28 protein-coding genes are annotated in these 25744 nt (G+C 42.4%); 21 read left to right on the forward strand and 7 right to left on the reverse strand.

Translation table 11 applies throughout. The features are described from left to right. Positions 1–141: 141 nt before the first annotated feature. From BACCOPRO_RS06905 to BACCOPRO_RS06915, 3 genes are all read left to right on the forward strand, one after another. A complete protein-coding gene (locus BACCOPRO_RS06905) occupies positions 142–1389 on the forward strand; it encodes a DUF1015 domain-containing protein (protein WP_008142169.1) in 1248 nt (415 codons plus the stop codon). 100 nt (positions 1390–1489) lie between these two features. Then, entirely contained in the window at positions 1490–2089 is a 600-nt protein-coding gene (locus BACCOPRO_RS06910; protein WP_008142170.1) for an IMPACT family protein, read from the forward strand. 77 nt (positions 2090–2166) lie between these two features. After that, positions 2167–3177: a porin gene (locus BACCOPRO_RS06915; protein ID WP_008142171.1), complete on the forward strand. Its 1011-nt coding sequence runs from the start codon at positions 2167–2169 to the stop codon at positions 3175–3177. 97 nt (positions 3178–3274) lie between these two features. Here BACCOPRO_RS06915 and BACCOPRO_RS06920 read toward each other — a convergent pair whose 3' ends face one another. Then, the gene (locus BACCOPRO_RS06920; RefSeq protein ID WP_008142172.1) at positions 3275–5152 is read right to left on the reverse strand and encodes an AAA family ATPase; all 1878 of its coding nucleotides are present in this window, start codon (positions 5150–5152) and stop codon (positions 3275–3277) included. Between the two features lie 400 nt (positions 5153–5552). On the opposite strand from BACCOPRO_RS06920, the gene BACCOPRO_RS06925 reads away from it, so the two are divergent. Then, positions 5553–6596, forward strand: a complete 1044-nt coding sequence (locus BACCOPRO_RS06925) for an alcohol dehydrogenase (RefSeq protein ID WP_008142175.1) — start codon at positions 5553–5555, stop codon at positions 6594–6596. Between the two features lie 22 nt (positions 6597–6618). Here BACCOPRO_RS06925 and BACCOPRO_RS06930 read toward each other — a convergent pair whose 3' ends face one another. Both BACCOPRO_RS06930 and BACCOPRO_RS18205 read right to left on the reverse strand, forming a co-directional pair. Further along, entirely contained in the window at positions 6619–7344 is a 726-nt protein-coding gene (locus BACCOPRO_RS06930; RefSeq protein ID WP_008142176.1) for a LytR/AlgR family response regulator transcription factor, read from the reverse strand. Further along, positions 7341–8402, reverse strand: coding sequence for a sensor histidine kinase (locus tag BACCOPRO_RS18205; RefSeq protein WP_008142177.1), 1062 nt, complete (start codon positions 8400–8402; stop codon positions 7341–7343). The genes BACCOPRO_RS06930 and BACCOPRO_RS18205 overlap by 4 nt, the downstream gene beginning before the upstream one ends. Positions 8403–8805: 403 nt before the next feature. Here BACCOPRO_RS18205 and BACCOPRO_RS06940 point away from each other — a divergent pair, with 403 nt between their 5' ends. Then, the gene (locus BACCOPRO_RS06940; protein ID WP_008142179.1) at positions 8806–9276 is read left to right on the forward strand and encodes a hypothetical protein; all 471 of its coding nucleotides are present in this window, start codon (positions 8806–8808) and stop codon (positions 9274–9276) included. Between the two features lie 130 nt (positions 9277–9406). Here the strand turns inward: BACCOPRO_RS06940 and BACCOPRO_RS06945 are convergent, their stop codons facing one another. Continuing rightward, positions 9407–10297: a LysR substrate-binding domain-containing protein gene (locus BACCOPRO_RS06945; protein ID WP_008142180.1), complete on the reverse strand. Its 891-nt coding sequence runs from the start codon at positions 10295–10297 to the stop codon at positions 9407–9409. Between the two features lie 112 nt (positions 10298–10409). Here BACCOPRO_RS06945 and BACCOPRO_RS06950 point away from each other — a divergent pair, with 112 nt between their 5' ends. The 8 genes from BACCOPRO_RS06950 (at position 10410) to BACCOPRO_RS06990 (ending at position 16324) form a co-directional block, all read left to right on the forward strand. Continuing rightward, positions 10410–10832 (forward strand): NADPH-dependent FMN reductase family protein, encoded by a 423-nt coding sequence (locus BACCOPRO_RS06950; RefSeq protein ID WP_040311294.1) that lies wholly within the window; start codon positions 10410–10412, stop codon positions 10830–10832. A gap of 29 nt (positions 10833–10861) precedes the next feature. After that, a complete protein-coding gene (locus BACCOPRO_RS06955; RefSeq protein ID WP_008142182.1) occupies positions 10862–12325 on the forward strand; it encodes a catalase in 1464 nt (487 codons plus the stop codon). A gap of 169 nt (positions 12326–12494) precedes the next feature. Beyond that, positions 12495–12737 carry a hypothetical protein gene (locus tag BACCOPRO_RS06960; RefSeq protein ID WP_008142183.1) on the forward strand — a complete coding sequence of 81 codons (243 nt, stop codon included), beginning with the start codon at positions 12495–12497 and terminating at the stop codon, positions 12735–12737. Between the two features lie 750 nt (positions 12738–13487). Beyond that, a complete protein-coding gene (locus BACCOPRO_RS06965; RefSeq protein ID WP_008142185.1) occupies positions 13488–13664 on the forward strand; it encodes a hypothetical protein in 177 nt (58 codons plus the stop codon). Positions 13665–13687: 23 nt separating this feature from the next. Next, the gene (locus BACCOPRO_RS06970; protein WP_008142186.1) at positions 13688–13999 is read left to right on the forward strand and encodes a hypothetical protein; all 312 of its coding nucleotides are present in this window, start codon (positions 13688–13690) and stop codon (positions 13997–13999) included. Then, positions 14000–14257 carry a DUF8466 domain-containing protein gene (locus BACCOPRO_RS18495; RefSeq protein WP_008142187.1) on the forward strand — a complete coding sequence of 86 codons (258 nt, stop codon included), beginning with the start codon at positions 14000–14002 and terminating at the stop codon, positions 14255–14257. Between the two features lie 801 nt (positions 14258–15058). After that, positions 15059–15439: a single-stranded DNA-binding protein gene (locus BACCOPRO_RS06985; protein WP_008142190.1), complete on the forward strand. Its 381-nt coding sequence runs from the start codon at positions 15059–15061 to the stop codon at positions 15437–15439. Positions 15440–15802: 363 nt separating this feature from the next. After that, the gene (locus tag BACCOPRO_RS06990) at positions 15803–16324 is read left to right on the forward strand and encodes a hypothetical protein (RefSeq protein WP_040311295.1); all 522 of its coding nucleotides are present in this window, start codon (positions 15803–15805) and stop codon (positions 16322–16324) included. 126 nt (positions 16325–16450) lie between these two features. Here BACCOPRO_RS06990 and BACCOPRO_RS06995 read toward each other — a convergent pair whose 3' ends face one another. After that, positions 16451–17077, reverse strand: coding sequence for a hypothetical protein (locus BACCOPRO_RS06995; RefSeq protein WP_234060993.1), 627 nt, complete (start codon positions 17075–17077; stop codon positions 16451–16453). 706 nt (positions 17078–17783) lie between these two features. Here BACCOPRO_RS06995 and BACCOPRO_RS07000 point away from each other — a divergent pair. The 3 genes from BACCOPRO_RS07000 (at position 17784) to BACCOPRO_RS07010 (ending at position 19824) form a co-directional block, all read left to right on the forward strand. Further along, positions 17784–18470 (forward strand): hypothetical protein, encoded by a 687-nt coding sequence (locus tag BACCOPRO_RS07000; protein ID WP_008142195.1) that lies wholly within the window; start codon positions 17784–17786, stop codon positions 18468–18470. Between the two features lie 734 nt (positions 18471–19204). Beyond that, positions 19205–19519 (forward strand): hypothetical protein, encoded by a 315-nt coding sequence (locus BACCOPRO_RS07005; RefSeq protein WP_008142198.1) that lies wholly within the window; start codon positions 19205–19207, stop codon positions 19517–19519. A gap of 11 nt (positions 19520–19530) precedes the next feature. After that, positions 19531–19824, forward strand: a complete 294-nt coding sequence (locus BACCOPRO_RS07010) for an LPD11 domain-containing protein (protein ID WP_008142199.1) — start codon at positions 19531–19533, stop codon at positions 19822–19824. Positions 19825–20183: 359 nt separating this feature from the next. Here BACCOPRO_RS07010 and BACCOPRO_RS07015 read toward each other — a convergent pair whose 3' ends face one another. Further along, positions 20184–20552, reverse strand: a complete 369-nt coding sequence (locus BACCOPRO_RS07015; protein ID WP_008142200.1) for a hypothetical protein — start codon at positions 20550–20552, stop codon at positions 20184–20186. A 16-nt stretch (positions 20553–20568) separates the two neighbouring features. Beyond that, the gene (locus BACCOPRO_RS07020) at positions 20569–21228 is read right to left on the reverse strand and encodes a ParA family protein (RefSeq protein ID WP_040311269.1); all 660 of its coding nucleotides are present in this window, start codon (positions 21226–21228) and stop codon (positions 20569–20571) included. A gap of 672 nt (positions 21229–21900) precedes the next feature. Here BACCOPRO_RS07020 and BACCOPRO_RS07025 point away from each other — a divergent pair. From BACCOPRO_RS07025 to BACCOPRO_RS07045, 5 genes are all read left to right on the forward strand, one after another. After that, the gene (locus BACCOPRO_RS07025) at positions 21901–22383 is read left to right on the forward strand and encodes a hypothetical protein (protein ID WP_008142203.1); all 483 of its coding nucleotides are present in this window, start codon (positions 21901–21903) and stop codon (positions 22381–22383) included. Positions 22384–22428: 45 nt separating this feature from the next. After that, on the forward strand, positions 22429–23262 hold the full coding sequence (locus tag BACCOPRO_RS07030; RefSeq protein WP_008142204.1) for a hypothetical protein: 834 nt from the start codon (positions 22429–22431) through the stop codon (positions 23260–23262). A gap of 5 nt (positions 23263–23267) precedes the next feature. After that, a complete protein-coding gene (locus tag BACCOPRO_RS07035; protein ID WP_040311271.1) occupies positions 23268–23954 on the forward strand; it encodes a 4Fe-4S cluster-binding domain-containing protein in 687 nt (228 codons plus the stop codon). Between the two features lie 9 nt (positions 23955–23963). Further along, the gene (locus BACCOPRO_RS07040; protein ID WP_008142207.1) at positions 23964–24812 is read left to right on the forward strand and encodes a hypothetical protein; all 849 of its coding nucleotides are present in this window, start codon (positions 23964–23966) and stop codon (positions 24810–24812) included. A 349-nt stretch (positions 24813–25161) separates the two neighbouring features. Then, the gene (locus BACCOPRO_RS07045; protein WP_008142210.1) at positions 25162–25416 is read left to right on the forward strand and encodes an LPD11 domain-containing protein; all 255 of its coding nucleotides are present in this window, start codon (positions 25162–25164) and stop codon (positions 25414–25416) included. The last annotated feature ends 328 nt before the right edge of the window (positions 25417–25744 follow it).

Raw genomic sequence — 25744 nt, forward strand, 5'->3', positions numbered from 1 at the left:
ATACGCTGTTATTGATCTCTTCTCTTTGTAAATCGCAATTGGGCGAGTTTGGAGATGGCCTATTATGCGGGATGACATTGATGTGTTATATCTATGCATTTATTCACATGGTAGTTTTTTTCAGAAATAATTTGAAACATTATGGCAATCGTTAAACCCTTTAAAGGTATACGTCCTCCCAAAGATTTGGTTGAACAGGTCGCTTCGCGTCCTTATGATGTGTTGAATTCAGCTGAGGCTCGTGCAGAAGCGGCTGGTAATGAAAAGTCGCTTTATCACATCATCAAGCCGGAAATTGATTTCCCGGAAGGAACAGATGAACATGATCCGCGGGTGTATGGCAAGGCTGCCGAGAATTTCCTGAAGTTTCAGGAGAAAGGATGGCTGGTACAGGACAAGAAAGAATGTTATTATATTTATGCCCAATCCATGAATGGCAAAACACAGTATGGTTTGGTCGTTGGTGCTTATGTTCCTGATTACATGAATGGAGTAATCAAGAAACATGAACTGACCCGTCGTGACAAGGAAGAAGACCGCATGAAGCATGTGCGCGTAAACAATGCCAATATCGAGCCGGTATTCTTTGCTTATCCGGATAATGATGTGCTGGATGCAGTTGTTGCGAAATATACGTCTCGCCAGCCGGAATATGATTTCATTGCACCGGGAGATGGCTTCGGTCATACATTCTGGGTAATTGATGAGGATGCCGATATTGCAGCCATTACGAAAGCATTCGAACAGATGCCTGCCTTGTATATTGCCGACGGACATCATCGCAGTGCTGCGGCAGCATTGGTCGGGGTGGAGAAGGCCAGACAGAATCCTAATCATAAAGGGGATGAGGAATACAACTATTTCATGGCTGTTTGTTTCCCTGCCAGTCAGCTGACAATCATTGATTATAACCGGGTGGTGAAAGATTTGAACGGTCTGACTCCGGCTCAGTTCCTGGATGCGCTGCGAAAACATTTTGACGTGGAAGAAAAAGGCACGGAAATCTATAAACCGGCTGCTTTGCATAATTTCTCTCTTTATCTTGACGGAAAATGGTATAGCCTGACAGCCAAACCGGGAACGTATGATGATCATGATCCGATTGGAGTACTTGATGTAACAATCTCTTCCAATCTGATTCTAGATGAGATTCTGGGCATAAAAGACCTGCGTTCTGACAAACGGATTGACTTCGTAGGCGGTATTCGTGGTCTTGGTGAATTGAAGAAACGGGTTGACAGCGGTGAGATGAAGATGGCGCTGGCCCTTTATCCAGTATCCATGAAGCAATTGATGGATATTGCTGATACAGGAAATATCATGCCGCCCAAAACAACCTGGTTTGAACCGAAATTGCGTTCTGGATTAGTGATTCATAGGTTAGATTGATTGTTTCAAGAAAACAAAATGCGGATTCTTGCCTGAGCCGTCAGACGACTTTGTGTAAGATCCGCATTTCTTGTTGGGGGATTTTCATTACCTTTGCGCTATGGAAGATACTTATAGAACAATCGAGGAAATGGCCGAGTCAGTTTATACTGAAAAGCGCAGCAAATTTATTGCCATTGCGCTTCCGGTGCGTACACTGACCGATGTGAAGAATTATCTGGAAGAATATCAGAAGAAATACTATGATGCCCGTCATGTATGCTATGCATATATGCTGGGACCAGCCCGTAAGGATTTTCGGGCCAATGATAATGGAGAGCCTTCAGGAACAGCAGGAAAACCGATTCTGGGGCAGATCAATTCCAATGAGTTAACCGACATTCTGGTTATCGTGGTACGGTATTTTGGGGGAATCAAACTGGGAACAAGCGGATTGATCGTAGCATATCGTACTGCTGCGGCACAAGCACTGGCCGAAGCCCGTGTAATCGAAAAAACAGTAGATGAGCAGGTGACCGTGGCTTTTGAATATCCGTTTATGAATGATGTGATGAGGATCGTTAAGGAAGAATCGCCTGAGATTGTAGAACAGTCATACGATATGGATTGTCTGATGACCTTGCGGATCCGGAAATCGCAGATGGACAAGCTCCGTTCACGTCTTGAAAAGGTAGAAACGGCCAGGTTTGTGGAGGTGTAACAGTTTTGTAATACATTTGACATGCCTGTTTTATCTGACTCAGATACCTTTGCCGCCAGAATAAAAAGACATAATCAATGAGAAAAATTGCATCTGTGCTGCTGGCGGCATTAACCATAGCCTCTGCAAGCGCCCAAGACTGGAAACAGTATCTGCCGGAAGTCCATGGAACGGTTCGGGGAAAATATGAGTATCAGACTTCCACTGATGAACAGCGTTTTCAAGTTCGTAACGCCCGAGTCAGTTTGGACGGAAAAGTACATTCCTTGGTAAGCTATAAAGCTGAAATTGACCTTTCTGATGAAGGACAAATCAAGATGTTGGATGCCTTTGCGCGTGTAACTCCTTTGGAAGATTTCAAAATCACTGTCGGACAGATGCGTGTTCCTTTCACTATTGATGCACATCGTTCTCCACATCAGCAATATTTTGCCAACCGTTCGTTTATTGCCAAGCAGGTAGGTAATGTCCGTGATGTCGGTGCAACCGTAGGCTATTCCATGGATGAAGGTTTTCCTTTTATCCTTGAGGGAGGACTGTTCAGCGGTTCGGGACTGACGGCCCAGAAAGAATGGCACCGTGTTCTGTGCTATTCGGCCAAGTTGCAGCTGATGCCGTGGAAAGATTATAATCTGACGCTGAGTACGCAGCGTATCCGTCCGGAAAATGTAAACATTTATATGTACGATATCGGTACTTATTATAAATGGAATAACTGGCATTTTGAGGTTGAAGGATTGTATAAACGCTATGCACATGATTCTTTCCAGGATGTATGGGCTGTAGATGCTTTTGTCAATTACGACTGGTTTATTCAGAAGAAGAAATTCCCGTTCAAGAAGATTTCCTTCCTGGCTCGTTTCGACTATATGGGCGATCACAGTGACGGTACGCTTAATGAGGACGGTCAGATGTATATCACCGATTATGAACGCAAGCGTGTTACCGGTGGTCTGACTTTCAGCTTCGGTAAACCGTTCCAGGCAGATTTACGCTTAAACTATGAAAAGTATTTCTACGATAACCAGGCATTGGTCAAAGCTTCAGAGCAGGATAAGCTGGTGGTAGAAATGATGGTTCGCTTCTAAAGAATCACACACAAAAAAGGCTTCGGCGTTTTGATGTGAACGTTTCGACGTTTGTGTCAAAACGCCGAAACGTTTTTTTAAAATCCCGAGGGCTTTTTTATGCTCTGAATCCGATACGTGCAGAAGCTTTCAGTTTCAGAGGATAACATTCCTGGAAGCGTTGGGCGGCAGAGGTAATGTCACAAGCTTCGATGGTGCAGAACAACTTCCGGCTGGAGATATCGGGGTGGGGAAGCGACATAATTCTCCGGGCCATACTCTTGAGAATTCCCTGGTTGATCAGGTTGTGTATCCAGCGTCCGTTTCCGAAATACTCATCACGTTGGGCAGAAGCCTCTCTGACCAGCAGTTCCAGTTGCCGGTCAGCTTCCGGTGTGAGAATGAAGTTCCGCTGCTGCAGTGAGCGGTGAGCCATTTCCAACAGTTCTTCAGCTGTGTAATCATCGAAGTAGAACCGGAGAGGAAAACGGTCTTTCAGTCCCGGATTACTTTGAAGCAGGATGTGCATTTTGTCTTCATAGCCTGCCAGAATAATGATCATGTCCGGATTGGGTTCGGAAAGAACCGTTAACAGAGCCTGAATGACTTCCTTGCCATAGTCCTTTGAATAGGTATCCTTTTCGATCAGGGTGTAGGCTTCATCTATAAACAGAACTCCGCCGCGGGCCTTGTCAATGACTTCTTTCATCTTTTTTTCCGTTTGGCCGATATATTCCCCGACAAGGTCGGTACGTGATACTTCCACGGTGTGTCCGCTGGAGAGGACTCCAATGTAATGATACATTTTCCCTGCCAGCCGGGCCACTGTTGTCTTGCCTGTTCCGGGGTTCCCCAGAAAGAGCATGTGATGACGGTTTTCTGTGCCTGAATCCAGGGAAAGATCTTTACGCCTTTGCAGAAAGCAGGCCATCATCCGGGCCTCTGCCATATCTTCCTTTACGCGATGGAGCCCGACCATCTCCTGTAATTCCAGCTCGGCGGCACAAGGGGCATTGAAATTCCGGCTCTGCGAAGGAGGATTGGTGGGATCATCGAAAGGCAGAGGGGTATCAAAAGGAAGCGACTCAGAACTGTCGGGCTCAGATTCCGGAGGAAGGATGTGAAAGGTGGTTTCATTTGTAAAAAGGCTTTCGAAGGCCTGGCATTCCTGAAACAGGCTGCTGATATATTCACATTTCCCATGGAAGATGTATACGGGATCTTGAGGGGCCCTGTTTCTGATCAGGTCTGCCGCTCGGGTGAGGATAATGGTTTTCTGTGAATTGATCTCCAGATCACCTATCTCTATAATGATGACTTTTTTCCGGGCCGTTTTCTGTTTCAGCTGTTTCCAGGTAATGTCTCCGGTCATCAGCTCCTTGAGGGAAAGACTGAAACGGTCGTCTACGTTTGAACCGGTGAAATAGTTTGACAGTATAAAGAAGGTGAAAGCTTTGGCCAGAAGTGTCCGACTGCTGTCTACAAGCAAACAAGGGAGAGTCTGAGCAGGATCAGTATATATACGGAAGCGTCTGATAAGTTCCTGAACGGGAAGCGTCTTGAATTTCCCTTCATACAGTTTAGGCCACCAGGCGGTGTTGCACAACTGTTCTGCGAAAAATTTCTGATCCGGATGCAAACGTATGTTCTCCAGTCTGGTTCTGTTCCATTTCTCGTACTTGTTTTCTGGGGAAAGAGTAGCATACCATTGTGGATATCCATTCCGGAAGATAAAAACATGATACAGACTTTCGTCCCAAAAACTGTCGGAAACCAGTTGGAAACGTATTTTCAGAGGAGTTTTCCGGGAAGAAAATTTCCGTGAGTTACTTCCTGTCAACTGGTAATCGGCCGAGTAAATGCGTACGTCCAGTTCGTTTGTATCTGTAAGAGGCTCGTCAGAAATTATTTCAACAACCAGCTGGTTGCAGGCATATTCAGGACCGGTGAGGCTTTCATCGAATGAGCGCATGGTTCGTAAAACAAGATTTTTCATAAGCAACAAATGAATTAATGAATGAATAATTGAAAAGATAAAATTGACCGCCGCGGGAAGCAGTATATCCGCGGTCGTGCAAAAGAAACCCCTCCTTCCCCGTTGAAGAAGAGGTTAAGAACTCGTACGTCAAAGAGCACAACAATCCCTGCCACTCCCGTCAGTGGCTTTGATCGATGGAAATACGTTTGGTTGCCAAACCCCTTTGTCAAGGAGCCAGCAGGACGTAACCGATCATTTGTTGTTCAACTTTGACTTTCATTTGTTGTTTATTTTTAAGGAAAGCTTCCGCCTGTAGAAAAATAGGGAAGCAGATATATGGACAAAATTAGAAAATGTTTTCGAGTCTGACAATGGTTCTGTCATATTTTTCTTATCTTTACCTGAAAAACAGAAAGTCATGTTAGCTTATACATATATAGAAAAAGGCCGGTTCTTGATGTTGGAGAAGCCTGTTCCGGAGTTAAAGGATCCGTGTGATGCCCTGGTACGTGTCACGCTCGGAAGTATCTGTACCAGTGATCTGCATATCAAGCATGGAAGTGTTCCCCGTGCTGTTCCGGGCATTACGGTGGGGCATGAGATGGTAGGCATTGTTGAGCAGGTAGGTTCCGGAGTTACTACGGTTAAGCCTGGCGATCGGGTAACGGTGAATGTGGAAACATTCTGTGGCGAGTGCTTTTTCTGTCAGAAAGGATATGTAAATAATTGTGAGGATCCGGATGGAGGATGGGCTTTGGGCTGTCGCATTGACGGAGGACAGGCCGAGTATGTACGTGTGCCCCATGCAGATCAGGGATTGAACCGGATTCCGGATGGAGTGACCGATGAACAGGCTTTGTTTGTAGGGGATATTCTGGCTACCGGATTTTGGGCAGCGCGTATCTCGGAGATTACCCCGGACGATACAGTCCTTATTATAGGAGCAGGCCCGACTGGAATTTGTACGTTGCTTTGCGCAATGCTGAAACATCCGCGCCGCATTATTGTGTGCGAAAAATCGGAACAGCGGGCTCGTTTTGTGCGTGCGCATTATCCGGATGTAGAAGTGACAGATCCGGACAACTGTCTGTCTTTCGTAAAATCACACAGTGAGCATGGAGGAGCTGATGTGGTCATTGAAGTTGCAGGGGCTGATGATACTTTCCGGCTGGCCTGGGAGGCAGCCCGTCCGAATGCGACTGTCACCGTTGTTGCCCTGTACGATCGTCCGCAGGTTCTTCCGCTTCCCGATATGTATGGCAAGAATCTGACCTTCAAGACAGGTGGTGTAGACGGATGTGACTGTGCGGAGATTCTCCGTCTGATTGCAGAAGGAAAGATTGATACTACGCCGCTGATTACCCATCGTTTTCCGCTTGACCGGATAGAAGAAGCCTATCATATTTTTGAGAACCGTCTGGACGGGGTGATCAAAATAGCCATTACGGAACGTAGCCGTTAGTCAGCATTTCTTACCGGCCGTTTCAGAGCAGTCCTGTGTGCTGGATGTAGGCCATGAACTGTTCTTTGTAATTCTCTCCGATGGGTATATATGTATCTTTCCCGAAGAGAATCCGGAAGCGGGAAACTTCGGTAATTTGATGCAGATTGACAATGTAGGAACGGTGTACACGCATGAAATGAGGGGGAAGCAGGGTTGAGAATTTCTGCAGGCTGTTCAACGTGATGACCGGTTTGTTCCGGTCTTCCAGGTATATGCAGATATACTCACTCATGCTTTCAATGTAAATAATCTTATCTATATTGATGCGTATCATCTTGTACTCACTTTTTACGAAAAGTGTGCGCTCCTTCTCATCCCAGTCAGTTTGTGTCTGTGATGTGTTGTGGGCCATGCTATACATTTTCCTGGCCTTTTCAGCAGCTTTCAGGCAGTCTCCCAGATCGAATGGTTTCATCAGGTAATCAACGGCATTCAGCCGGAATCCCTCAATGGCATATTCGGAGTAGGCTGTTGTGAAGATAATCATCGGTGCCTGAGGGAGTGAACGTACGAATTCGATTCCATTCAGGTCGGGCATATTGATATCCACAAAAAGCAGATCGATGGTGTGGCTGGCCAGTACTTTACTGGCCTGATGTGCATCCTGGCAGGAAGCTATCAGTTTCAGGAATGGGATGCGTGAGATATAGCCGGCCAGTTGGGCCAGAGCCAGTGGCTCATCGTCAACAATCAGACAGTTCATCATGACAGGAAAGGAATAATAAGTAAAACTTCAAAACAATTTTCGCTCTCATTGGTGGTGAATGTATAGTTGTTTCCATACAACAGATGAAGCCTTTTCTTGATATTGTCTATACCGATTCCATGATAGGCATCTTTGTGGGCATGTGTATGTTTGCTGTTCTTGCAATTAAAGATGACACCCTCGTCTGCCAGTTCGATGCGTACTTCAATAAACGAAGGCTCCTGATAGCTCACGCCATGCTTGAAAGCGTTTTCCAACAGGGATATGAAAAGCAGGGGAGGTATCTGTACGCAGGGAACAACGACGGGAAACTCTGTGCGTATGTTCAGATTGTCGATATACCGGAGCTTCATCAAGGCTATGTAATTCTCCAGGAACTGTATTTCGTGTTCCAGTGAAATCTGGTTCTTGTTTGCCTCGTAAAGAACGTATCTCATCAGCTTGGAAAGTTCAATAATGGTTTTCTTGGCCTGTTCTGTATTGAGATCCACCAAAGCATATATATTGTTGAGAGTATTCATAAAGAAGTGCGGGTTGAGCTGATACTTCAGGTATTGCAGCTCTGACTCCAGCCGCTGGCGTTCCAGATCTTTCAGCATTTCATCATCGCGCAGAGATTTCAGAAAAAGCCGGATGGAAAGATTAAATCCAACCAGCAGGACCGCAATCGCAATGTGAATGGTCTGGAACGGAGGACGGATAGGAGGGCGTCCGTTCTCTGAATCCGGCATTAACGGAAGCTGGGGGAGCGGCAGCCACGATTCAGCAGGTTCAAAAGTTCTTTCTTTTTGTCCTTGGAGGGGTGGTTGTGGATGCAGGGCTTCCAGCCATCCTGGCATATACAGGAAAAGGATGCCGATTGTAAAGATCACGGCAAGCATGTATCTGACATAGTATTTTTTCAGAAACAGTTGCGGGATAAGCAGGAAGTTATGGATAAGAAACAGTACAAAGAAAGGCAATACCAGCATTCCTGTTTCAAGAATGACGTTTTTCAGTTCTCCGGCTTGCAGCGTATGATCGTCGTCTAACAGCAGGTTGATGGGTGGAATGCACAAAATGAGCAGTCACATGGAAAGATAGATAACTTGTTCCAGCAGTTGTTGTTTTTGCAGATATTTCATTATAGTCTATTTTTGTTCGCTACAAATTTAGGCTCATAATGAGGTGGCTGCAATAAAAATCGGCGAACGGAATGATTTTACAGACAAACCTGTACTATTTAATATTTTTTCTTTTTCTATTTTGGCCCTTGTCTCCTCTTCGGGAGTTGGCTGATTTCATTTGATGAAATCAGCAGCCCCTTCTATATTTGTCCTCCGGAAAAGAGATGAATGTTTGTTGTGTATAATAAGAACGCAGCTGTACCCGGAGTCCTGGCTATGGATTGCCGGATTCCGGAACAGTTTTCTTTTCCTGTGAGTAGAATGATTTAGTATAAACAATCTGAAAATAGTCTGAATGGGAAAAACAGTTTGGATGGGAATCGGGATGATTACTGCAAGTTTGCTGGCTTGCCAGAATGAGGAGTTGGAATATTATCCCATTGAGAAAAAACATTTGGGTGAGGCCTATACGGAATATGTGGACAACAATGTGCAGTCGGAAAGTTCGGGTGATTATATCGTTCTGAATTTTTACCCGGAAGAGATAACCGATTTATCGTATGTTACCTATAATGAGTCCTCGTGTTCGTTTCATATTTATCGGGGCAGTACCAATAAGTATGTAATATCCTGGGACTACGATACGGATGGAAGTTATGTAGAGGTTCAATATATGCAGAATGGTTTCTGGTATACCATCAATGACCAGCAACATTCCGGAGAGTATACCTTGTTGGCGAATGATGGTATGGGAGTCCGCATGCGGATTCAGAGTGGAGGAGTTACAGTTCATCGCTTCAATATCCGTGAAGCTGGTGAAGAATAATGGCATTATTTTGTTTCATTATAAGTTTCTTTGTAGTTTCGGCAGACTGTCCGCGTTCCGATGTCGTTCGGAGGTTATGCGGGCAGCTGCCTTTACAAAGAGTAAGCGGCCTGAGTGGCCGAAAAGAAGTTTAGAGAGGATTTCTCTGGGTAATTTTTAAAAGATATTCGGAAAAGACCAGCGCAGATTTCTTGCGATAGCTTCCTTGGGGCCAGAACAGGCATCCTTGTGAGGAGAGGCTGTCAGCACAAAGAATGGGAATTTGTTTCAGATTGGCTTCACCCCGGACGGCGGCCTGTGTCAATATCGTAGCCCATTGTCCTCCCGATAATGTATGAATAATGGTGTGTACATCATCCATTTCAATTCCGATAGTAGGTTTAAGCTGGTTTTGCCGGAACAGTTCATCTACTTTTTTTCTTGTGGCAAATCCTTTTTCCGGCAAGATCAGAGGAGTCTGTGCCAGCCGTTTTAAGGTAATTGACGATAAGTTAGCCATGGCGTGTGACTGATGCACGATAAAACAAAGCCTTGATGAAAATAGCGGCAAGGTTTCAAACTGTGCAGCGTGATTGTCCGGTTTGAAAGAAAGTACAAAGTCCAGATCGTTTTCCTCCAGTCTTTTCAGAAGCTCTTCAGAAGTCGCAAATCTGATTTCAACTTTAATCTTAGGATATATTTTAGTAAACTGATTCAGTGCTGCAATCAGCAATGGGCTCATGCTGTAAGTCACTCCGATATGGAGACTGCCCGTTTCTATTCCCTTCAGATCGCGGATGATCTGTTTGCCATTTTCGGCATCCTGTATTGCCTTATGCGCATAAGGTAAAAATGCGACTCCTGCTTCCGTGGGAATAACTCGTTTTCCGACACGGTCAAAAAGTAATACATCCAATTCATTTTCCAGCTGCTTGATTTGTTGTGACAGTGTGCTTTGAGATATATGTAGCGCCCGGGCTGCTTCCGAAAAGTTTTGCAATTCGCAAGCCTGTTTGAAGTATTTCAGTTGTCTTAATTCCATTTTTAATCGTTTTTCTCTATTGTTCTTATCGAAAAAATGATTTTTGCAAATATAGATGAATATTTTGTTTCAGCCTATATTTGCTCCAAACCAGATGAAAATTAAATGTTTAATGAAAGCTACAGTACTATATTACAGTCGTCGAGGAAAGACGGCCGGTTATGCTCGTGAAATAGCGATGTATTTATGGTCCAAGGGGCTGGATGTCAGTTTGAGCTTCTTGACAGACTATGATCCGGAGAAACTGTCAGGGACAGATTTCCTGTTTACCGGATGCTGGACTTGTGGATGGTTTGTAATCGGGCAGCATCCACATCGTCGCTGGAAGGAGTTCAGCCGAAAACTTTCGGGAGTAATACCAGCCGACCGGACTCTTCTTTTCACAACATATAAGTTTCGTACCGGTTCTCTTTTTGGACAGATGAAAAAGACTTTGCATATTCCCCGTTCTGTCCGGGTTCCATGTCTGAGCTCCAAAACAGGATTTCTGACAAAGGAAAATAAAGAATTGCTGGATCAGTTTATTCATTCATAATCTATTCATAACCCTTAAAAACAACATTTATGGAAAGTAAGAAATTAACGAGTGCTTCAGGTGCTCCTGTTGCAGACAATCACAATGTTGCTACTGCCGGCCGGAGAGGTCCGATGCTTCTGCAGGACGTATGGTTTCTTGAAAAGTTAGCTCATTTTGACCGTGAGGTAATTCCTGAACGCCGGATGCATGCCAAGGGTTCCGGTGCTTTTGGAAAATTTACGGTAACTCACGATATTACTTCTTATACGAAGGCAGCCTTGTTTTCTCAGATAGGAAAAGAGACAGAGGTTTTTGTCCGTTTTTCCACAGTGGCCGGTGAACGTGGTGCGGCAGATGCGGAACGTGATATCCGTGGCTTTGCAATTAAATTCTATACGGAGGAAGGAAACTGGGATCTGGTCGGTAATAATACTCCTGTCTTCTTTTTGCGGGATCCCTTGAAATTTCCTGATTTGAATCATGCCGTGAAGCGCGATCCGAGAACCAATATGCGCAGTCCGCGCAACAACTGGGATTTCTGGACTTTGCTTCCTGAAGCTCTTCATCAGGTAACGATTACCATGAGCGACCGGGGAATTCCGGCGTCCTACCGGCACATGCATGGATATGGAAGCCATACTTTCTCTTTCATCAATGCGGAAGGCAAACGCACCTGGGTGAAATTCCATCTGCATACAAAGCAGGGTATTAAGAATCTGACGGATCAGGAGGCAGAAGCAATCATTGCCAAGGACCGTGAAAGTCATCAGCGGGATTTGTATGAGAATATTGAGCAGGGAAATTTCCCTCAGTGGACCATGTATGTACAGTTGATGACGGAGGAACAGGCTGCCGAATGTCCTTTTAATCCGTTTGATCTGACTAAGGTCTGGTCACAAAAGCAATATCCTCTTATTGAAGTGGGCGTATTGGAACTGAACCGTAATCCGGAAAACTATTTTGCCGATGTAGAACAGGCAGCCTTTAATCCGGCCAATGTGGTTCCGGGTATCAGTTTCTCTCCGGACCGTATGCTTCAGGGACGCCTTTTCTCTTATGGTGATGCACAACGTTATCGTCTGGGCGTAAATCATTATCAGATTCCGGTAAACCGCAGCCGTTGTCCTTTCCTGAATATGTATCATCGGGATGGCCAGATGCGTGTGGACGGAAATCATGGTTCTACTTTGGGCTATGAGCCGAACAGCTATGGTGAATGGCAACATCAGCTGGAATATAAAGAACCTCCTTTGGAGTTGGACGGAGCTGCATATCAGTGGGATTTCAGAGAAGACGATTCTGATTACTATTCTCAACCGGGCGATCTGTTCCGTCTGATGACGCCGGCCCAGCAGCAGGTGTTGTTTGAAAATACGGCACGGGCGATGGGAGATATTCCGGAAGAAATCAAGATCCGTCATATCCGGAATTGTACAAAGGCTGATGAAAATTATGGTAAGGGCGTGGCTAAAGCTCTTGGAATGGATTGGGAACGTTTAGACTTACGCTGATTGGAAATGTGAATGGTCTGAAAGCTGAGTGGCTTTCGGGCCATTTATTTTGTGTCCCATATTTTTACTCCTTAGAACTCCCTGCTCGTTTTTTGCTGTGAAAAATAAAACGTCTGAAGTTCTGAGTTACTTTTATAAATGGTGATATATTTAGAGAAAATGTATACATTTGTATTCATTTGTAAATAAGGACAATTCATTTATCAAATTTATTACCAATGGGAACAAAAAAGAAAATTCTATTCTTGCTTTTTTAGGGCTGGTTGCTGAAGTGGATGCCCAGTTGCGGCTTTCACAATTGGATTTAAGCCGTGCAACACAAACCTATGGCACACTGGTTACCGGCAGATCGGTTACCGGGGAAGAAGCGTTTGTCGCTGCAGAAAATATAAATATGTTTGTATTTAGTTGATAATTAATATATTATATATTGTATTTCTTTTGATGGGGACAAAATGGGGACGGAAATGTGGCAAGAAAAATAGTAAGAAAAGAAGAAGCGAGCTGAAAAATTGCATTGCCAATTAAAATTGTTGTTTTGATCTTCTTGTTTGTTGGACAAAGATAATAATGTATTTTAGGTATTCTATATTTATAATGGGAAATATTAATTCTTTTAGAAATGATATTTTGCTGTCCAAAAAATAAATAGTTAATTGCTTGATATTTAATTGGTATTGTTCTAATTTATTCCTTGTTTTTTATCTATGATGTTTTGTCCCTCATTTTTTTACTTCTATGTAACCTTTCCTCATGTTATTAACAACTATTTGGTGAATCATATTTTAGATGCTTTGGATAGTTTAGTTTGGTTTTTTGTATATTTAATCAAGTTCTAATCTAAACTTAATGATTTTTTTTTGGCCAGCAGAGCCTTTATACTAAACCAAGTATGATTACCGTTTCATTAAGTTTTTGTAAATCGACATTCGGGCTTTATGAATAAAATTGTGGTGCAAAGGTATTTGTTGTGACATTATTGCATCGCAAGTTCAGGTCTTTTTGATTCGTGAACAAATCTCCACACTCCATTGGGGGTAGTATTTGTTCACGAAAACTTGCATGAATAGTCAAAACACCTTTCAAGCACCCGAATTTTAATTAACCCCGAAGTAGTTGATACTACAAAAGGGAAACAATAACAATCAATAACTAGAAAATTATGTTTGAATACGAAGAACAGACTGAAATCATTGGTGCAAGATGCACTCTACACGAAGCGTACAAAGGTTATACAGAGGGAACAATTGTGGGCGATTTTGGGCTCAGAGTCGTTGTCCAGCTTGACAACGGTAAGGAGATTGTTGAATACCGTGATGAAGTAACGATTTACGATTGATGACTGATTAAATATATTATGATATGGATAATTTTAGATTCTATCAAGATTGTAAAGTTACGTGCTGGGAGCGCGATTACTTTACTGTTGAAGCGGAAAACTATGAAGAAGCAGTAGCTATCGTACGTTCCTGGAAATGTGAAGATGTAACCAATATAATAGATTCACGCCTTCATTTGGAGAGAAACGAAGTTCTTCGTGATACTTCCGAACGTATATTTCCTAATGAGAATGGCGGTTGTCCCACTATGGAGATATATAATGTTGATGGCTTGGCAGTTATAAATGACGCTCCGGATTTGGAGCAAAATCTTGAACATAAATCAATAGTTTAAATGAATGTGATAATAGAACATATATTTTGCCAGTATAGCGATGAAGCTACGGCATTATATTTAAGGATTATTAATGTGATACTTATGTCTTCCAATGAAGCGGAACTTCGTGCGAGTATGGAAAAATTGAAGCATACATCTAAACTTGACGAATATTTCATATATGGATTTGGCAAGCATCATATTTGGGTATGTTTGCGTAAACCAAGTGATAGAAATAAGATCTTTGAGCATCGGGTCCTGATGGCCCAGTTCTGAATTGGTTTGTTTGGTCTGGAGGAGTATGAATCCAATTGCCAGACCAACTCTCCCAAGAAGACATCCAGGCAAATCCTTTTTTAATACTTCCATTCCTTTTCTACTTTTAGTGTGGTTGCACTTTGCACTTTTGCATTTTGGACTGTTTTAACAATCCTATTCCTCTTGTACTCTTATTTCTTTTGGTTGTGTCCCCTTTTTATTTCAATTTTGTAGTTGTGGTTAGGCTGTGACTTTGTAAGGAGTATGCATGTCCTGTTTCCTTTCTCCCCTCTGATCATTTCTTTATGTCACAGTTGATTTTGTGTCCACCAATTGCGTTCCGTCGCTGCCCTTCTGTCCATATTCCAATTATGGGCTTCTATCCACTGTAGCATTTTCCGCTTGTCTGATCCTTTGGGTGTTCTTCTTTGTTTCTTGTGCTCATATACTATATGGCCGTATGCTTGCTGCCATGCCATCCTTTCCGTCTGCCGCTTATCGGTCTTATGTCTCTTGCAGGTGGTTTTGGATTTTGTACCATTCATTCCCTTACCTGTCTTCGTTGTCTAGACTCGATTTTTCATTATTGCTTTTGGGCGAAGTAGTCATCATTTTCCGATGCAAAGATAGTGTGCAGCCGGGAGCGGCCTATGGCCTCTGCCAATGGCGTGTTTGCACAAATCTTCCTTTATCAAGCCCAGGTTTGTCGTAAAGCCAAAATAAAGAGTATTTGCGCTCCATCCTTGGCCTGTCCCTAAATCAGCACCTACTTTTTGATGCAACGTAAAATTGATGTTTAACTTCTAAAAGCAATTAATCATGAAAAAGATCGAGAACAACTTCATCGTAACAGGTTATGTAGGAAAGGATGCAGAAATCCGTCAGTTTACCACCGCAAGTGTCGCCCGCTTTTCCATAGCGGTCAGCCGTCAGGAAAAGTCTGGCGATGACAGCAGCTATGTGTCGGCCTTTATGAATATCGAGGCCTGGAGAAAGAACGAGAACACCTCTTCTTTTGAGCATCTTACCAAGGGAACACTGCTCACAGTTGAGGGCTATTTTAAGCCTGAGGAATGGACAGACAAGGATGGCGTCAAGAGAAATCGCATTATAATGGTGGCCACTAAGTTCTATCCAGCTGTTGACAAGGAAGAAGAAGCTCCTACGGAAGCTCCAAAAGGGAAAAAAGGCAGGAAATAATATCCTGCCTCCCACAGGGAAGCGGCCTTCGGGTCGCTTTTTTTAACTTGATTTGTTTCTTCCTTTTTATCTGTTGTTCCTACTAGAAGTCAGACCGTCACCCATTGAATTTCTACGTGCGAATTTAAGGAGTAAGTGAACCGTCAAGGCGCTTCTTCATTTGTATTAAGAAACATCAACTTATTTTTTCGCTGACATTTCTTAACGCAAATGATACAGTAATATACTTTTTCGCTTCCTCCTTGCTTGTTCACTTCTTTTTCTCCTTTCTCTTGGCACGTAAATTCAATCTCCTGCCGGTCAAGATTAGACCTCAAAAGCAGGGAAATGAACAACAATCTTAAACTTTTAAATTATTGTAAGATGAAACAGATGTTTATTTGGTCAAGCGAAAGAGAATTTGACGAGCAGGCTAAAACAGAAATGCAGCAATGGAAACGTGATTTATTAGGCGATGATTCCTATGTCCTTACCGATGAGGATATAGCAGATGAACTACAGCGAGAGCTTGAAGACGAACGCTGTAATCTCAACAAATCAGTTGAAGGTGTTATTGTTGTATTTGGTGACCTCGGACTTTGGTATGGACGGCGACAAGGTTATCAGATTTTAGGAAATAATATCGCCAATATCCTGTATAGTCAGTGTGAGATTGCGGAATGGTACGGAGACGGTTATAATATCAGAGGACGCATGTCGCACCATGATGGCACGAACTATACTCTTTATCGCATCGCTAAGGACGAAGACGATGCAGAACGGATTGCAGAAATGATTTATAACAACGAGATTGACGAAGCAGGCTTCAGACGCAGAACACGTTCACTTTACCCACATGTGGCAAAAGTGTACGGATGGAAGATAAGAGGGCGCAAGAAAGTTTGATCACAGTAGACGAATGAACGTCGCCACTATATTTTGAATATATATTGCGGCGTTCGTTGGGTTTTACGGATAACTCCGTATGTACCTTTTTAGCCAACATCCCTTAGAAATGGTTCTTTTACATAGTCATTGTTTTTGTTTATTTTCTTCTTTTTCTATGATTTTGCATACCTTATCTACCTCTTTTAGTGAAGGCATAATCTCAGGGTCTATCCATGTAAGAAAATCACTGATTATCGTATACATACCCTTCACATAAGAAAAATCACATTTTCTGTTTACAAAACATATCGGCTCATTATGATTGATGCGGTTACGCAGTTCACGAACTTGTACTATAATATCGTTAATCTCCTTGCGACCGAATCCGGGAGGCAGTTTCTTGAAAATCCGGCAGGGTACACCAGCCAAAAGCGCATAGTGGTGTGTTTCATAAAAGCTATTCCAGAAGCCCAGGGTCTGTTCAGCTATTACTCTCCCAGTCGTAACCCTGACACCCCTATCGGCAATTTTCTTTTCTGCTTTCAGAACCTCTTTCAATATATAGTCATTGGTAACTTTTTTCTTTGTCCGCTTGTTCGTATATGTCAGAGACGGAGCAATCATGAATCCGGTTTTCTGGTTGATAATCCAGTTACCATCGGAAAAATGGTGTGCCAGCGCATAATGCAGTTGGTTACGTAATATAACTTCAAATGAAGACAGTAACGGATGAAACGCTTGTGCTATCTTCATGTTGGCAAAATAGAGCATGACTGCCTTGTTTTTGTTGCGGTTGGTCGCCCTATAATATTTGGCGACCCTCGAATTGGAATATAATCTGACTACTTTTTTATATTTCATTTTGCATATTCAAATAAAAGTCGTATCTTTGTATCGTAATGCTTGGTAAAGCCTCTGTTGTCAAAACACGTAACCAAGTTAAGGATATACCCGTTCATCAAGAACGGGTTTTTTCATTTGTGGCCATCCTTTTGTTTTCTGCAACAAAAATACAAAAAGGAAGGCTGTTAAAAAATACTTCAAGCCATTTTTAATATCATAAGAGCATAAAATCTCTTTTAGGAGGCAATAAACATTTACAGTAGATGTTGTTTTGATATAAGTGTTGGCTTATGTTAAACAGTAGCATCCGTAGTAAATGTTGGTGGTACTCCTTTTATAACTCCTATAGTACAAGAACAACCAGTTTTGATATTTATAGTTCCTCTTCCTCGATGTGTGTCCTTTCCGAACTCTGGTTATTTTCTCTGCAAAGTTCGATTGCCTTCTCTTCGTCCTGTCAAGGTTTGCTTTTAGCGTGTTGCTGAAAAATCTTCCTTTCCACTTCGCTGAAAGTGTATTTTTCGCATCATCCTTGACCGGACTGCTTGCCAATCTTTGGGCAGAAAAATAATCAGCCTTCGGTCCAGAATGCGACCAGAGGGCAGAAAAAGCAAAATGTAAAGATTGGTAAACTATGGTACAACAAATTTTAGATGACTTGCGGACGTATTTCGAGGCAAAGACCACGATAACACCAGAAGAGCAGGCTCTCCTGCAGCGGTTGAAAGATGATTTCTTTCCTATTACCTCCGTCAGCAGGGAGGATTTGCAGACCTACGGCTTCGATACGCGTTCCGTTACAGATGCTCAGATGCGTAGATTGGCTCAAAAAATGGCAAATGATTACTGCGAGCAGCTTTTTTGGTCAAGCATGGAAATTATCGCCGAAGGGTTGGAGTTTCCGCGTTACCCCGAATGTCCGGTTTGCGCCAGCCGGCATGTTTGTCTCGATGGGCAGAAAGGTACTTTTCGTTGTGAAGGTTGCGGGCAGGAGTGGCATGAACATTTGTATGTTCTGGTTGAGTTTCCTGACGACACGTCTTTCTTCGAAGAAGAATATATCGGTTATCCTTCGTTTGGTAGCAGTGACAATGGTGCACGTTATGTTTCCGAATACGATTATATTGCCCATTTTAAGAAACAACCGGAGTCGAACAGATATTTCAAACCGCTTGGCTGGCCGGAATCACAACTATACCTTTTTCAAGACGAATCTAACGATGATCTCTATAGTTTGAACGAGCCAATTCAAGATGAGAGCGGTATCGAGGATTTTGGGGAGAATGCGGTATGGGTTCCACTCTGCAACCTCAAGCAATGATTACTCGGAACAGATTCAGAAAGGTGTCGTATGAACGGGAAGAGGGCGGAGAATCCGTCCTCTCTCTTTATGTCGTGTACCTTTGGTTGGCTTGTTTCACCATGTATAACATCTTGTTTGCATTTCACTTGTTGACGCAGTATTTCCCAAATGTTTTGGCAGTGAGCTGGCGATAAACGACGGTATCTCACCGAGAAGCCGTTACTTATCGGCGAGATACCGGTAGTCACGTTGTTCAGAAACCACTCTTACCGGTTCACGAAGTGATGCCGTAGTCTCCGCAGATTGATGTAGAAGCAGGCTTTGCTGTAGTGTACTTATCGACTTGCAATGATCGTTCCTACATTTTTATCCTATAGTATCACATAGGGACTTCATGTCATTTCTTACCCTCTTTTACTCGTTTCGTACCATACAGTACCATATATAGATGAATCCCTTTTTAGCTTCCATCGTCCTTTTTTATCGTTCCCCGGTATCAGTATTCTTTTCCGTCAGACTTTCTTGTCCGTTATCGCATCGGTTTTATCGGTGCAAATATGGGCTGCCGCGCCTGATTCCGTCGTTTTGAAGTGCATTTCTTGCAAATTCTTCCTTCTGCGAAGTGTAATTGACAAGAAAAAACGTCGGAAAGGGCTTCATCGTCAGCCCCGGAAAGCACCATAAAACCCGAAGCGGATTCCGTTACAAGGAAGCCGACCAGAGGGAAATGAAACAACTTAAAAAATATAGTTATGACATTCAAAGAATTTATGCAAGAGAACGGTTATGAGTTGCAGACAACATTTTGGGAAGACTTTTCAATAGCTGATAGGTTTGGTTTGACAGCTATCCAAGACACATTCAACCGTGCTTTTGAAGAGTGGAAAGAGCATTACAAGTATCTAACAGAGTTGATATTGGTACTTAATCATAAGATATGGCAATATCATGATACATACCCTGAGTTTGCAGCACTGTATAATAGCCTATGGGAAAAGGCAGACTTATATGCTGTTGAAAACCTTAAAGGGGAGGCGTTGGACTATTTTTATGAAGTAACAGATTAATTTACAAGAATATGAGTACGTGTACAATACCTACAGAGGAAAACGGTCGGGTGACACTTGCTGATGTTGTCAATCGTGACAAGCGATTCCGATATATGCTATTATCCCGTCTGCAGTCAGATTGTGATTATTATCTTCATTATGGGGAGCGGCATCCCAAAGGGTTGTGGGCTGGCGACGAAGCTCTTCAGATTGAGTTTATGACCAAGCTATACGAGAGTTTTAAAGCCGATGAAAAGCCGGAGTGGCTGACAATGGAACAGATTCGACGCTATGCGGCTGAGATGTTGGGAACAGGTTCATAATGCTTTGGACAGCTGCATACGTGCAACCGTCATTTTCTATCAATGCTGCAGAGGACAAATATAGTTTAGCAGCATTGATTTTTCAATGTTGTACAGTTTTAACGCAGGTTTTTATCGTGCCTAGAAGTCTCTTATTCCATTTATATTATTTCATCTGTCGTCCCTGAAGTTGCTTTTCCCATAGCCTCTTAGCAGGGCTTTTACTATCTTGGCAAATATCCATACTGCTGCTACTACTATTATAACTTCCATGGTTTAATTATTTAATTATACATTTATATTATTATATAATTAAATATTTATATAACTATGTAATTACATAAATATTCTCATTGTCTTATATGCTGTTAATAAGTAGATTATAGGTTCTCAAACTTTGTCTTATTCTCTTCGATGTATGTCATGATTATAGCTGAAGCAAGTGTCCTGATAGGAATGTTGCGGTTAGAGTTAATACGTATTTTCTCTAGTTCCTTTTTTACCTCTTTAGGCAGCCATACTGCTACTCCTTGTTCGCCAAAACCAGTGTACTTTGCTAGATTCTCCTCGAAGAATTTTTTGCTGCTTTTTCTGGTTTTAGGCTTCTTTTCTGCCTTTGTTGTTTCTTCCGTTTTAGGCTTTTCTTTTTTGTCTTTCGGCGCCTCCGGCTGGGTTATTCCGCGTACTATTTGGTCAAGCCCTATGCTTGCCAATGGGTTATCTATCGCAGGTCTTTCGTTCTTTTTCATATCATTTGAGTTTTATTTAAATTATTTCCATGATTTTTCTGAATGCAGGTTCTACAATGTCAAGCTGTGTCTTTTCCAAAGGATACAATGTCGTATATCGCTTCACGGCTACACTCTGCTTTACCATCGGCATTACGGCACCTACCAGTCCGAGCAACTCGATGGTTTGCGCTCTCTGTCTCAATTCTTCTGACTTGCGCTCCGATGTAATGATACGATTGGGAATAAATACAAGATTGGCTTTTGATACACTCTTCAATGCTTTGATGAATATTCCGGTTGCATCTACAGTATCTGGGTCAAATGAAATCGGGATTATAGCTGCGTCTGCATTCTTGTAGATGTACTCAAGATTGCGGTCGTTCAGGTTTCCTGGACAGTCGATAAGGACGATGCCCGGAACTTTTTTAAGTTGTTCCATCGCCTTTTTCAGATGCTTGCTGTCTGCGGTGTCAAGCAAATCTACGTTCCATGGAGCCTTTGCATCTGCAGCCACGTCCTGCTCTCTTTGGCGATGACGATAGAGTGAGGCCTGGAGGTCTGCGTCTATCGTGATTACAGGCACTCCGTTTTCTGCAAGATAGCTTGCGAAAAGTGCGCAGAGTGTGGTTTTGCCTACACCTCCTTTTATATTGCTGAAGATTACAATTTTTATTTTCCATACTTCTCCTTTTATATAGTTTCTATCTTCCGCAAAGATAGTAAAAACTCTTTAAATTCAAAATATTCTATTATATAATTATATAATTGTCTTTTTATTTTATTATATAATTGTATAATATATTTAGCTTATAAACAACATGTATATAATTTGTTACATGTTATATACGTGTTACTTTTTGTTTATCTTAACAACGTAATGTAGTGATATAATTATATAAATATATAATTCATTAAAAATATAATTATACATTTGCATAAATATATAATAATGTAATTTCCTGGCATCGTTGCTGATTTTAAGTGACAGAGACACGGAAAACGGATATTGGCATAAATTTCATGTTGATTATACCGCAATAGGGTAATATTTTTGTTTTAGTCCCTTTCTACTTCCTTCAGAACCCTTTTAATTTCTTTTTGTCTTTATTGCATTTTGCCCTATTATTGCCCGTTGGGTGATGTCATTTTATCTGCAAAGTTAGCTTGCACCTGAATTTTGGCCAAGTGATGCTTCGCTTTTCATTTGAAAAATCTTCCTCCTCTGGAGAGTATTTTTCAAGAAACACTTGTCTTCATTCTATTGCAATCTTTTAGGCAGAAAAATAGACAAATCCCTCCGGGCAGAATAAGCTGGAATATAAGGGAACAAACAATTTGATTATTAATTTCTTAAATAATTATTGTTATGAGTGTTTTGAAACAAACAGAAAAAATTCGTTCTATTGTCGTGTCGGTATTGTGCCGTAAAAATCGCAGGTTTCAGTCCGAGCCGGTGTTTGCCATGGAGCGTTGTATAGAAAAGGAAAATAATCTTACCCGTGTTTTACTCACCGAAATTTTCACCAACGGCCTTTGTTTAGTAACATATCCTTGCTACAACGAGGAACAGCGAAACCTTTCCGATATTTGCCTTGACAGTTTGCTTCGCTTGCTGTACTTGGTTGAGCCAGAGTTTGACTTTGTAAGTTGTCTTGACGAATACTCAGTATATGCTTATCCCGTTAGCCGTTTTAGCCGTGATGTGTCTGACGAGGATATTATTTCCGATTACGTGAATAACTTCAATGATGAAGATCCGGTAAGGAAATATACCATTGAAGAGTTTTTGTCCTATATCAACGACGAGTGCTTTGATGATCTTGGCTATTGGGTTCGTTTGCTCAGGTAGTTTTGGTAGTTAAATATTTTGTATAATATATTAATCAGATGCTTTATGAATTTAGAGAATATTAGTAAGCAACAGCTTTTTCGGGAGATTACAGAACTTATGCAGCCGTTGTATTTCCCTGTACCTTATGAAGAAAATAATATCCAGGAATTAGCCCAACAAGAATATAAGTTGTTTTGTAAGGTAATATCCGCAAGATATGGCTTCGACAATGACAAGTATATCCTTGCCCATAATGGGCATTCACTGTTTGACATTGTACACGATGATGTCATTTGTGAGTTGCGTTCCCGTATGCGTAGAGATTCCTATCTGCTTCAGAGCGAAACCATTCGGTGGCATCTTGTTGCATTGGTTCGTCAGGCCGTTGTCAGAGCTGGAGGATGTCTTGGCACTTGTTATAAGAATGTGGGTATCCACCATATGGAATATAGTTCCGCAGATATGTATGAGGATGTTCCTGCAGTAGTCTTTCAGAGCGGTATGGTATGTACAGCCGGAGGGTATGAGAGTGCCATGTTGTACGATATTTATCTTGCATCGGACGACATACTGATGTGTACTCTTGATGACAAATACAGCAGCGAGTATGATATTCCATTCGACACTCTTTTACTCGAAAGTATGTTGGATATAGTGCATTGGTTACGTTTCCATTCATTCCTGCCTGATACTGACGAACCGGAGTGGGTATGCGAGGAGTGCGGTTCATCTGAGGTGGAAACTCTGGCATGGGTTAATCCCAACGAGGACAATTCGTTTGTCGATTTTTTGGGTACAGATGACAGAGGTAACAACTGGTGTCATCATTGTGAGGAGCATACTGGTCTTGCGCTGTTTGCAGATTATGGTAGTAACCAATCATCTTTAGGAGATTAATATTTATGGATAGTGTTTATATCAGGAATTTCAGCATCGAAGTGACACGCCGTTGCAATATGGCGTGTTCACATTGTATGCGTGGCAATGCTATGACACTCGACATCAGCCATGCCTATATTCGGAATATGTTAAGCCGTGTTTGTGCGGTTCACAACATCAATATTACAGGTGGTGAGCAGTCTCTCAATGTCAAGGCTATGCGATACCTTCTTTCTCACCTCAAACATCGAGAAATCCATGTTGACCGTTTCTATATTGTCACCAATGGCTCTTTGTCCTCTATTTCTCATGAGTTTATAGAAACTTGTTGTGCTCTGTATGATTACCAGACAGAGAAGGTCGAAGATACAGGCAGGTGTATGCTCGAATTGAGCGATGACCGTTTTCACGACAGTACAGGTCGTGAAAAGATCGTATTCCGTTTGTCAGAGCTTCCTTTTTTCGGTATGCGTGGCCAGTCGGAACACATGTTCCTTTTCAAGGAAGGAAGATGCACAGTCGGTTTTGACAATCCGGTTTATCCCATTTACATGGACGAGGATGGAGTCGTTCACGGCGATGTTTATCTCAATGCAAAAGGCATGGTCTGCAGTAATGGAGACATGAGTTACCAGCGACAGGAGTCTAATTCCCTTTGCACTTCCTCTCGCTTTTATAGTTATCTGAAGTCAACAGTCGGTAAGTATTGAATTTAAGTTATGAAGACAGTTAATAGTTTGTCAGGAGGAAAAACTTCCTCTTACATCGCCGTGCATTATCCGGCAGATATCGAAGTCTTTGCGCTTTGTTGCATTGATTGTCACAATGCCGGAGCCACCATCGACAAGCGTATGAAGCAGATGGTCAATGACAGGTTGCAGAAGTATTGTTCACATTATCCCGAATTTGTGGCCACTTCCGAAGATCCGAAAGTTCTCAAGGTCATTTTCGATCTTGAACAGCGTATAGGTCGTGAGATAATTTGGTTACGCGGTATGGGTTGGGAGGAAATGATACGCCGTAAGCGTGCTATTCCCAATCGGACCAAACGCTTTTGTACGACAGTCTTGAAGATGCAGCCCATCTTCGAATTTCTTTATTCATACCACGAGCTGCCCGTTCGTATGAGGATAGGCTATCGTTACGACGAGCAGGAACGTGCGTTGCGTTTTACCGAGAATTTCAAGTTCGCTTATATGGCGGAATGGCAGGAGCGGTCATGCCGCTGGATTAACCGCTGGCAGGATATTCATTGGCGGGTGGGTGAGTTCCCTCTCATAGAAGACCGTATCACCCACTATGACATCAAGCGTTACTGGCAGGACAAGGGAATTGACTTTCCCGAAGATTCCAACTGTCTCAACTGCTTTTGGAAAGCGCCGGCACAACTGCGCAAGAATTTCGATACATGTCCTCCCGTCATGTGGTGGTCAGCTATACAGGAGGATCTTCAAGGCAACACCTTCAAGGACAAGATGAGCCTTTCATCCATATCCAGGCTGCCGCTTCAGCTCGACTTCTTTTATGGTACAGGTTCAGGCTGTCAAGCAGGTTTCTGTACAGATTGATCCTATATTCCTTATTGGACCTGTCGGCTGCTTGTCGGCGGGTCTTTTCCCGTTTATATATTGTAGTCCCGGATATCCCTATTATACTCGTTGCCGGTTAGTATCATCAATGCCAAACCTGTTTATTTTCTCTGCAAAGTTCGATTGCCTTCTCTTAGTCCTGTCAAGGCCTGCTTTCAGCGTGTTGCTGAAAAATCTTCCTTTCCGCCCTGCCGAAAGCGTATTTTTCGCACCATCCTTGGCCGGACTGCTTGTCAATCTTCGGGCATAAAAAATCAACCTTTTGGCAAAAAGATGTACGACCAAAGGGAAATAAATAATTTAATGTTCAATTTAATCGGATAATACAATGGGAATAGAAGAAATTTTACAGCGTGATTCAAAATACAAATATATGTTGCTTGGTCGTATGCAGTCAGATTGCGAGTACTATCTTGGCTTCGGTAATAGGAATCAGTCCCGTCTATGGGCTGGCAACGAAGAAAAGCAGATAGAATACATGAAACAGCTTTATAACAGTTTCGATGAAGATGAGAAACCGCAATGGCTGTCCATGAGCCAGATTCTGGATTACGCCAGACAGATGATACCTTCTGCTGAATAAATCTATATACTGGCCATAATCAAATCCCGCAGGCATTGAGTTTTGCTTAATGCCTTGCGGTTATATCCTGTTTCCCTCTTTTAGTCAGCATATCCATTTTATATTTCCATGCCTCCACTTATATCTGTTGTTCCAACATTCATTGTTCACATCGGGAGTAGCCATTCATTTCACTGCAAAGTTCTATTGATGCCAGCCATATCTTTACAAGGCTTCCTTCCTCCTTCCAGTTATGTCAGAAATCTTCCTTTTTCCTGAAAAAGAGTATTTCAGCCATAAACCTTGCAGATATTGGCATCAATACATTAAGCAGTAAAATTGAATTAAT

The organism is Phocaeicola coprophilus DSM 18228 = JCM 13818 (assembly GCF_000157915.1).
Classification (GTDB): Bacteria; Bacteroidota; Bacteroidia; order Bacteroidales; family Bacteroidaceae; genus Phocaeicola; species Phocaeicola coprophilus.

Bases quoted from the DNA above. Each gene is read 5' to 3' on its own strand.
- BACCOPRO_RS06905 (WP_008142169.1), top strand. From the start codon at position 142: ATGGCAATCGTTAAACCCTTTAAAGGTATACGTCCTCCCAAAGATTTG.
- BACCOPRO_RS06910 (WP_008142170.1), top strand. From the start codon at position 1,490: ATGGAAGATACTTATAGAACAATCGAGGAAATGGCCGAGTCAGTTTAT.
- BACCOPRO_RS06915 (WP_008142171.1), top strand. From the start codon at position 2,167: ATGAGAAAAATTGCATCTGTGCTGCTGGCGGCATTAACCATAGCCTCT.
- BACCOPRO_RS06920 (WP_008142172.1), bottom strand. From the start codon at position 5,152: ATGAAAAATCTTGTTTTACGAACCATGCGCTCATTCGATGAAAGCCTC.
- BACCOPRO_RS06925 (WP_008142175.1), top strand. From the start codon at position 5,553: ATGTTAGCTTATACATATATAGAAAAAGGCCGGTTCTTGATGTTGGAG.
- BACCOPRO_RS06930 (WP_008142176.1), bottom strand. From the start codon at position 7,344: ATGATGAACTGTCTGATTGTTGACGATGAGCCACTGGCTCTGGCCCAA.
- BACCOPRO_RS06940 (WP_008142179.1), top strand. From the start codon at position 8,806: ATGGGAAAAACAGTTTGGATGGGAATCGGGATGATTACTGCAAGTTTG.
- BACCOPRO_RS06945 (WP_008142180.1), bottom strand. From the start codon at position 10,297: ATGGAATTAAGACAACTGAAATACTTCAAACAGGCTTGCGAATTGCAA.
- BACCOPRO_RS06950 (WP_040311294.1), top strand. From the start codon at position 10,410: ATGAAAGCTACAGTACTATATTACAGTCGTCGAGGAAAGACGGCCGGT.
- BACCOPRO_RS06955 (WP_008142182.1), top strand. From the start codon at position 10,862: ATGGAAAGTAAGAAATTAACGAGTGCTTCAGGTGCTCCTGTTGCAGAC.
- BACCOPRO_RS06965 (WP_008142185.1), top strand. From the start codon at position 13,488: ATGTTTGAATACGAAGAACAGACTGAAATCATTGGTGCAAGATGCACT.
- BACCOPRO_RS06970 (WP_008142186.1), top strand. From the start codon at position 13,688: ATGGATAATTTTAGATTCTATCAAGATTGTAAAGTTACGTGCTGGGAG.
- BACCOPRO_RS18495 (WP_008142187.1), top strand. From the start codon at position 14,000: ATGAATGTGATAATAGAACATATATTTTGCCAGTATAGCGATGAAGCT.
- BACCOPRO_RS06985 (WP_008142190.1), top strand. From the start codon at position 15,059: ATGAAAAAGATCGAGAACAACTTCATCGTAACAGGTTATGTAGGAAAG.
- BACCOPRO_RS06990 (WP_040311295.1), top strand. From the start codon at position 15,803: ATGAAACAGATGTTTATTTGGTCAAGCGAAAGAGAATTTGACGAGCAG.
- BACCOPRO_RS06995 (WP_234060993.1), bottom strand. From the start codon at position 17,077: ATGCTCTATTTTGCCAACATGAAGATAGCACAAGCGTTTCATCCGTTA.
- BACCOPRO_RS07000 (WP_008142195.1), top strand. From the start codon at position 17,784: ATGGTACAACAAATTTTAGATGACTTGCGGACGTATTTCGAGGCAAAG.
- BACCOPRO_RS07005 (WP_008142198.1), top strand. From the start codon at position 19,205: ATGACATTCAAAGAATTTATGCAAGAGAACGGTTATGAGTTGCAGACA.
- BACCOPRO_RS07010 (WP_008142199.1), top strand. From the start codon at position 19,531: ATGAGTACGTGTACAATACCTACAGAGGAAAACGGTCGGGTGACACTT.
- BACCOPRO_RS07015 (WP_008142200.1), bottom strand. From the start codon at position 20,552: ATGAAAAAGAACGAAAGACCTGCGATAGATAACCCATTGGCAAGCATA.
- BACCOPRO_RS07025 (WP_008142203.1), top strand. From the start codon at position 21,901: ATGAGTGTTTTGAAACAAACAGAAAAAATTCGTTCTATTGTCGTGTCG.
- BACCOPRO_RS07030 (WP_008142204.1), top strand. From the start codon at position 22,429: ATGAATTTAGAGAATATTAGTAAGCAACAGCTTTTTCGGGAGATTACA.
- BACCOPRO_RS07035 (WP_040311271.1), top strand. From the start codon at position 23,268: ATGGATAGTGTTTATATCAGGAATTTCAGCATCGAAGTGACACGCCGT.
- BACCOPRO_RS07040 (WP_008142207.1), top strand. From the start codon at position 23,964: ATGAAGACAGTTAATAGTTTGTCAGGAGGAAAAACTTCCTCTTACATC.
- BACCOPRO_RS07045 (WP_008142210.1), top strand. From the start codon at position 25,162: ATGGGAATAGAAGAAATTTTACAGCGTGATTCAAAATACAAATATATG.